The 5879-nt window shown below is 58.1% G+C and carries 6 protein-coding genes; 1 reads left to right on the forward strand and 5 read right to left on the reverse strand.

Going from position 1 to position 5879, the window contains the following annotated elements:
• The first annotated feature begins 112 nt into the window (after nt 1-112).
• Nucleotides 113-1060 carry a DUF523 and DUF1722 domain-containing protein gene (locus AAC035_RS17870; protein ID WP_339806449.1) on the forward strand — a complete coding sequence of 316 codons (948 nt, stop codon included), beginning with the start codon at nt 113-115 and terminating at the stop codon, nt 1058-1060.
• Nucleotides 1061-1126: 66 nt separating this feature from the next.
• On the opposite strand, the gene AAC035_RS17875 is transcribed toward AAC035_RS17870, so the two are convergent.
• The 5 genes from AAC035_RS17875 to AAC035_RS17895 all read right to left on the reverse strand — a co-directional run bounded on the left by AAC035_RS17875 (nt 1127) and on the right by AAC035_RS17895 (nt 5730).
• Nucleotides 1127-1858: a DUF481 domain-containing protein gene (locus AAC035_RS17875; protein ID WP_339806451.1), complete on the reverse strand. Its 732-nt coding sequence runs from the start codon at nt 1856-1858 to the stop codon at nt 1127-1129.
• 54 nt (nt 1859-1912) lie between these two features.
• Nucleotides 1913-2923, reverse strand: a complete 1011-nt coding sequence (locus AAC035_RS17880; protein ID WP_339806452.1) for a rhodanese-related sulfurtransferase — start codon at nt 2921-2923, stop codon at nt 1913-1915.
• Nucleotides 2924-3059: 136 nt separating this feature from the next.
• The gene (locus AAC035_RS17885) at nt 3060-3788 is read right to left on the reverse strand and encodes a DsbA family protein (protein ID WP_339806453.1); all 729 of its coding nucleotides are present in this window, start codon (nt 3786-3788) and stop codon (nt 3060-3062) included.
• A gap of 20 nt (nt 3789-3808) precedes the next feature.
• Nucleotides 3809-5287: a DUF5666 domain-containing protein gene (locus tag AAC035_RS17890; RefSeq protein ID WP_339806454.1), complete on the reverse strand. Its 1479-nt coding sequence runs from the start codon at nt 5285-5287 to the stop codon at nt 3809-3811.
• Nucleotides 5288-5328: 41 nt separating this feature from the next.
• Nucleotides 5329-5730, reverse strand: coding sequence for a hypothetical protein (locus AAC035_RS17895; protein WP_339806455.1), 402 nt, complete (start codon nt 5728-5730; stop codon nt 5329-5331).
• Between the last annotated feature and the right edge of the window lie 149 nt (nt 5731-5879).

A 5879-nucleotide genomic window follows, 5' to 3' on the forward strand; every position in this document is an offset into this window, starting at 1 on the left:
GAGGTCCCAGCGGCACGCAGTAGGTCAACGAATTAACCAGACGGGACACTAGTTCTCGTATACTGGGGCCAACCAACCGCCACTTACCGGGCTACAGCGGAGGTATTATTTCATGAGCACGATTCCGGTCGGCATCAGCAGTTGCCTGCTGGGCCGGGAAGTCCGCCACGATGGCGGTCACAAGCATTCCCGCTACTGTACCGGTGTGCTGGCACGGTATTTCGACTTTCGCCCGGTCTGTCCGGAGCTGGAAGCAGGCCTGGGTGTGCCGCGGCCGGCCATCCACCTGCGGGAGTACCCGGAAGGTCTGAAGCTTATCGAGAGCAATGGCTCAGCCGATCACACCACAGCCATGCAGGCGGTGATCGATGGTGTGCTGCCGGAGCTGCACGATCTGCGGGGGTATATCCTGATGGCCAAATCCCCCAGCTGCGGCATGACCCGGATCAAGGTTCATAATCCCGAGGGTCAGGTGATTCACCGGGACGGTCGCGGCCTGTTTGCGGCGGCCCTGATGGCCCGCTACCCACTGTTGCCGGTGGAGGAGGAAGGTCGACTCAATGACGATCAGCTGCGGGAAAATTTTATCGAACGGGTGTTTGCCTACGACGACTGGATGCAGAATGTGGCCGGCGACAAGCTCACCGCACGGGCACTGATCGAATTCCACACCCGCCATAAATTCCAGCTGCTGGCTCATTCTGAACGAATTTACCGCCAGCTGGGACCAATGCTGAGCGACCTCAGGTCGGAACCCCTGAGCACCATCGCCGATCGCTACATCGCGCTGTTCATGGAGGCCATGACCCGACAGGTGACTCGTGGTGCCCACGTTAATGCCATGCAGCATCTGATGGGTTATCTGCGGGATGCTCTGGGTGACGAGGAACGGAAAGTATTGCTGGAGCAGACCGAAGCCTACCACCGTGGTGAGGTACCCCTGATTGTGCCCATGACATTGCTGCGCATGGCACAACGCCGGGAACCCGTGGATTACCTGCACACCCAGAAATACCTCAGCCCCTACCCTGACGATCTGGGCCTGCGCAACCGGGTGTGACAGAGCCAGCCTCAGAGTCCCCGTCACCGGACACCCTCAGCGGCATACCAGGTGACGGGGGAATTCTCAGAAACCGTACAACAGTGACAGAGACGTGATGGTATCAGTTTTCCTGGAGCCTTCCGGCGCGTCAGAGACGTGTTTGACCCGGTAGGCAGCCTTCATGGACAGATTATCCACAATGGTGGCCTGTAAGGACGTTTCTGACTCTGTGATCACGTTGTTCTCGTCGAGCCCGAGTTCCGAGCTGACGGTCTGCCGAAACAGCGCGGATTCGGAGAGTGCGTAATCAAACTGGCCAGCCAGTCTGGCAATGGCCTCGTCTTCATCGCGGCTGCCGGTGTCCGGATCAGGGACATCCAGTTTGTTGAACCGGTAACCGGCACCGATTGACAGGTCCAGAAACGACCGGGTGCCGGACTCCCAGACACGGTTTCCATAACCGGTGGTTACCGAGGACTGGAAATCATAGCCCGAGAAGCGGTCGTCCTCGTAGGCACCGCGCAGGTACCAGTACTGGCGCTCGGTGAACTTGTAGTTGGTTTCCAGCGCGGCACGATAGCGCTCTGCCGTAGTGGTATCATCGGATTCCGACACATTGGACCGGAACTCACCGATATTGCGCCATTTTTCCACTTCATGAACCAGGCCGAGACGGGCATTGAGGTTGGTCTCATCAGAGTTGCCTGAGGTGATCAGCAAGCCAAGCTCGCCCTCGCCTTTCCAGTCACGGGTTTCCGCATTCAAGGCTGGCGATGCTGCCAGCGCCACGATCATGGCGGTTGTGGTCAAACGCATGTCTACTCCTGGTTTATTGAATGTTCATGTTGGCATCGACTGGTCGCCGGCGAATCAGGTTCTGACCGTGTTTTCGCCCGCTCTGCTTTGTTGGGCCTGGCGCTCCCGTTGTGCCTGTTTACGGGCTTTACGCTCAGCAATCACGCGGGCCGCTTCACCACCCACATGGATTTCACCCCTTTGCTCGGCAAGACGGATCTGACGCTCCCGCTCGGCAAACCGGGCTTTCTGTTCCGGCGTCAGGGTATCAAGACACTGATGGCAACTCACCCCCGCCTGATACTCCGGACGCTGTTTGTCATCTTCTGTAATGGGCCGGCGGCAGGCGTGGCACTGATCGTAGTCGCCCCGCTCCAACTGGTGGTTAACCGTTACCCGGTCATCAAACACAAAACACTCGCCTTGCCACAGGCTCTGTTCCTGCGGAACTTCTTCGAGGTATTTCAGAATCCCGCCATGCAGGTGATACACCTCATCAAAGCCCTGTTCCCGAAGATACGCAGTGGATTTTTCACAGCGAATACCGCCGGTGCAGAACATGGCCACCTTCTTGTGTTTTGCCGGATCCAGATGCTGTTTCACATATTCCGGAAACTCACGGAAACTGTCGGTAGCCGGATTTACCGCATTCCGGAAGGTACCGATTTCCACTTCGTACTGGTTGCGGGTGTCTATGAGCAATACGTCAGGATCCGAGATCAGCTCATTCCAGTCCTGTGGCTGAACATAGGTACCCACAATGCGGCGGGGGTCGATACCGTCAACGCCCATGGTGACGATCTCTTTTTTCAGTTTTACCTTGGTGCGCTTGAAAGGCTGGATATCCACCAGCGACTCTTTGTAGTCGATGCCATCAAAACGATGGTCGCTGGCAATCCGGTTTTTGATGGCATCAATGCCCTCGCGACTGCCGGCAATAGTGCCATTAATACCCTCCCGGGCAAGCAGCAAGGTACCGTGCACACCTTCCGCCAACATCAGATCCAGCAACGGCTGACGCAGAGCCTCAAAATCATCAAGGCTGGCAAATTTGTACAACGCACACACAACAATGTTCTGACTCATAATCCTCGTCTCCTGCGGGCCGGATCGTAAATCCGGAGCATGATTTCACATATTCTCAAAAGAAACGGCACCAGGCCAAAGGCCGGGTGCCGTTGCAAGAGGGCGAATTTTAACCAGTTTCCAGGTAAAGCGCCAATCAGCGAGCCAGTTCGCGCTCCACTACAGCCGAAAGCTGGCCCCAGCCAGGCTGGGTCAGGGCAATGTTGTTCACCAGAACCGTAGGCGTGCTGGCAACCCGGAGCTGTATGGCCACCTGCAGGCTTTGCTCAACCGCTTCCCTGTGCAGCTCCGAGCTCATGCAGCGATTGAAGCGACGCTCGTTTAGCCCCAGGCTCCCGGCATAACCGGCAAACACCTGAGCGGGATCGCTGGCGTTGGACCAGGCGGACTGTTGGCGGTAGAGCTCGTCGTGCATGGCCCAGTATTCGTCCTGGTCACCGGCACAACGGGCGGCCATAGCTGCCGGCATCGCATTGCCATGCTGACGCAAGGGCAGATCGAAGTAGACAAACCGGACCTTGCCGGAATCCACATATTCCTGCTTCAGACGCTGGCTGGCCTCGGAAAAACGCGCGCAGGCGGGGCACTGATAGTCAGCAAATTCCCGCACCACTACCGACGCATCTTCCGGGCCCACTGAAATGCCATAACGGTCAAGCTGGGCCGGAAACGGCCCGGTTTCCGGAGCTGCCACGGGCAGCGAATCAGAGGTCGGTGCCGGTGGACGGGTCAGGAAAAACACCGCCACCACCACTGCGGCGACAGCGACCACACCGGCACCGATCCACAACGGCGTCTTCGAACGTTGGCGCTTCGGCACCGGCGCTGGTGCTCCGGTTTCCTTTCTTCGTTTTGCCTCACCCATGGAAAATCCCTGTCGTTGATTCAGTCATCTTCAAGCTCTATTTCCTCTGCGAAAAATCCGGTAGCGGGGCTACCCGAGTATTCAACCTCAACCACTGCTCCGGTCAGCTCTTCAAGCTGGCCGGAATCATCAAACTCGGTCGAGCTGTCTACCGTGATGGTAACACCAAGAACGACAAACTGTTGCTGCTGCAGGTCAACAGCGGTGACCCGGCCCTGCAGCTCAAAGCCTGATTCAGCCTCATCATCCACTTCAATGTAGATGGCATCCAGCAGGTTTTCCCGGAATCGCTGGATACCTTCCACTTCAAAGGTAAACTGCTGGTCAACGGTGATCTGCCGGTTGTTGAGCAAGTCATCAAAAGTCAGCGCCCGCTCGTCGCCCTCGTCCATTTCAATCCGGGTATAGGGCCCGACCCGCACGGTGACGCCGCCCAGTTCAAAGGTTCCGGCATCCAGATTGAAGCTATTACCGATCGGGACGCCCTCCAGCTCGGCATCCGCCTCCCGTAACTCCACTTCGTCCGCAAAGATGACACCGCTTTCGAGGCGACCTTCCACCTGCAACAGCAAACCTGGCCGGATATCGGACGGCGCAAGGTCATCAAATTCTGTCTCGACGCTGGTTTGGACGGGAATTCCATTCAGCTCGAAAGACCCTGTTCGTCCTTCACCCGAGAATGCGAGTGTGGCTACTCCCGCCAATTGCAGATCCCGGTCTTTACTGCTCAGTTCCGCCAGCAGTGCCGGGCGAATTGCAGTCGCCTGGATATAGGGTCCGCTATTGTCCTCCAGATACCGGCCCTGAATGTCCAACTGACGGGATTCATCGGTCAGAATGCTCTCATCAACATCCTCGTCACGGTAGCTGATACGCAAACCGCCCAGCCGGAACTGGTCCAGATCAGTATCCAGGGAACCGCTGTCGATAAAACCCTCAACCTCAACATCTTCATTATTGACCGGCAGGGCGCCAATAAAGCTGGCGCGGTAGAGGCCATCGTCCCGGAGCCAGCCACTGACCCGGACAAAATCACCGGTACCAATGTCCGCCAACGCGGCAAAATCCGTGCGGGTCTGGGCATCCAGCAGCACCTCAAGGCCCATCACCCGGATACGACCGGTGCGGGTCAGGGGGTCCCAGGGCTGGGTCACCGCCGTCACCGGTCCTCTCAGGGTATCGTCGTAGACAACAGAGTCCGCGACGCCGAGGCCATCGTCTTCCCACAAGCCGTCGATCTGCACCAACATGCCAACGGCCAGGTCATCCTGCTCACGGACGCCGTCACCGCTGATGCTGGCATTATCGGTATCAAACCGGACCCCATTCAACACCACGCTGCCAAAACCGGATACCGGGCCAACACTGGAGCCGGTGCCACGAATACCGCCATCAGCGACAGGACCTATGCCTATGCCTCCGTCTCCGCAACCGGCCAGCAACACCACCAGAACCAGAAGCAGGGCCCGGTTCACTCCATTTGCCTTGAAACCTGACATGAAACATTCTCCTGAAGCCCGGATCCGGGCTCTCGCCTGGTCTATCTGTTGAAATCGTTATAGCGCTTGCCTGCCTGAAAAACGGTTCGTTCTGGCGGCTGTTGCCGAAAACCTGCATCCGCCGGTTTCAACGGGCCGTAGGCCACACGCCGGAGCAGCAGATGGCCGGAATCATGACGTTCAACCAGCCCCAGGCACAGCAACTCATCAAGCACTGTGGCAGGGGTCAGCCGTCGGTCTGCCAGCGCCACCAGCCGGATAAACCCTTCACCCTGACCACCGGTGGCCAGGGGTAACAACGCCGGCTCGCCCTCGGCATCACGAAATCTAAGGTCACTGAGCCAGGTGCTGACGACTTTCTGGGCAGCCGTCGACAACAGGGTGCCGACCAGCTCGGACAGCTGCCAGTGCGGATGGTTTTCGCGGGAAAGCCGGGGGCTCATGTGTCATCTCCGACGTCGGTATCGGCCTGCAGTGGCTCTTCAAAATAGAACACACTGACCCCCGTCCTGACAGCAGGTTGCTGAGTGGCTGTAGCACGACCCTCCTGACCATGAACATCCTGGTCATGGGGCCCGAGCCAGCGATCCAG

Source organism: uncultured Marinobacter sp., from assembly GCF_963974375.1.
Classification (GTDB): domain Bacteria; phylum Pseudomonadota; class Gammaproteobacteria; order Pseudomonadales; family Oleiphilaceae; genus Marinobacter.

Bases quoted from the DNA above. Each gene is read 5' to 3' on its own strand.
- AAC035_RS17870 (WP_339806449.1), top strand. From the start codon at position 113: ATGAGCACGATTCCGGTCGGCATCAGCAGTTGCCTGCTGGGCCGGGAA.
- AAC035_RS17890 (WP_339806454.1), bottom strand. From the start codon at position 5,287: ATGTCAGGTTTCAAGGCAAATGGAGTGAACCGGGCCCTGCTTCTGGTT.
- AAC035_RS17895 (WP_339806455.1), bottom strand. From the start codon at position 5,730: ATGAGCCCCCGGCTTTCCCGCGAAAACCATCCGCACTGGCAGCTGTCC.
- AAC035_RS17880 (WP_339806452.1), bottom strand. From the start codon at position 2,923: ATGAGTCAGAACATTGTTGTGTGTGCGTTGTACAAATTTGCCAGCCTT.
- AAC035_RS17875 (WP_339806451.1), bottom strand. From the start codon at position 1,858: ATGCGTTTGACCACAACCGCCATGATCGTGGCGCTGGCAGCATCGCCA.
- AAC035_RS17885 (WP_339806453.1), bottom strand. From the start codon at position 3,788: ATGGGTGAGGCAAAACGAAGAAAGGAAACCGGAGCACCAGCGCCGGTG.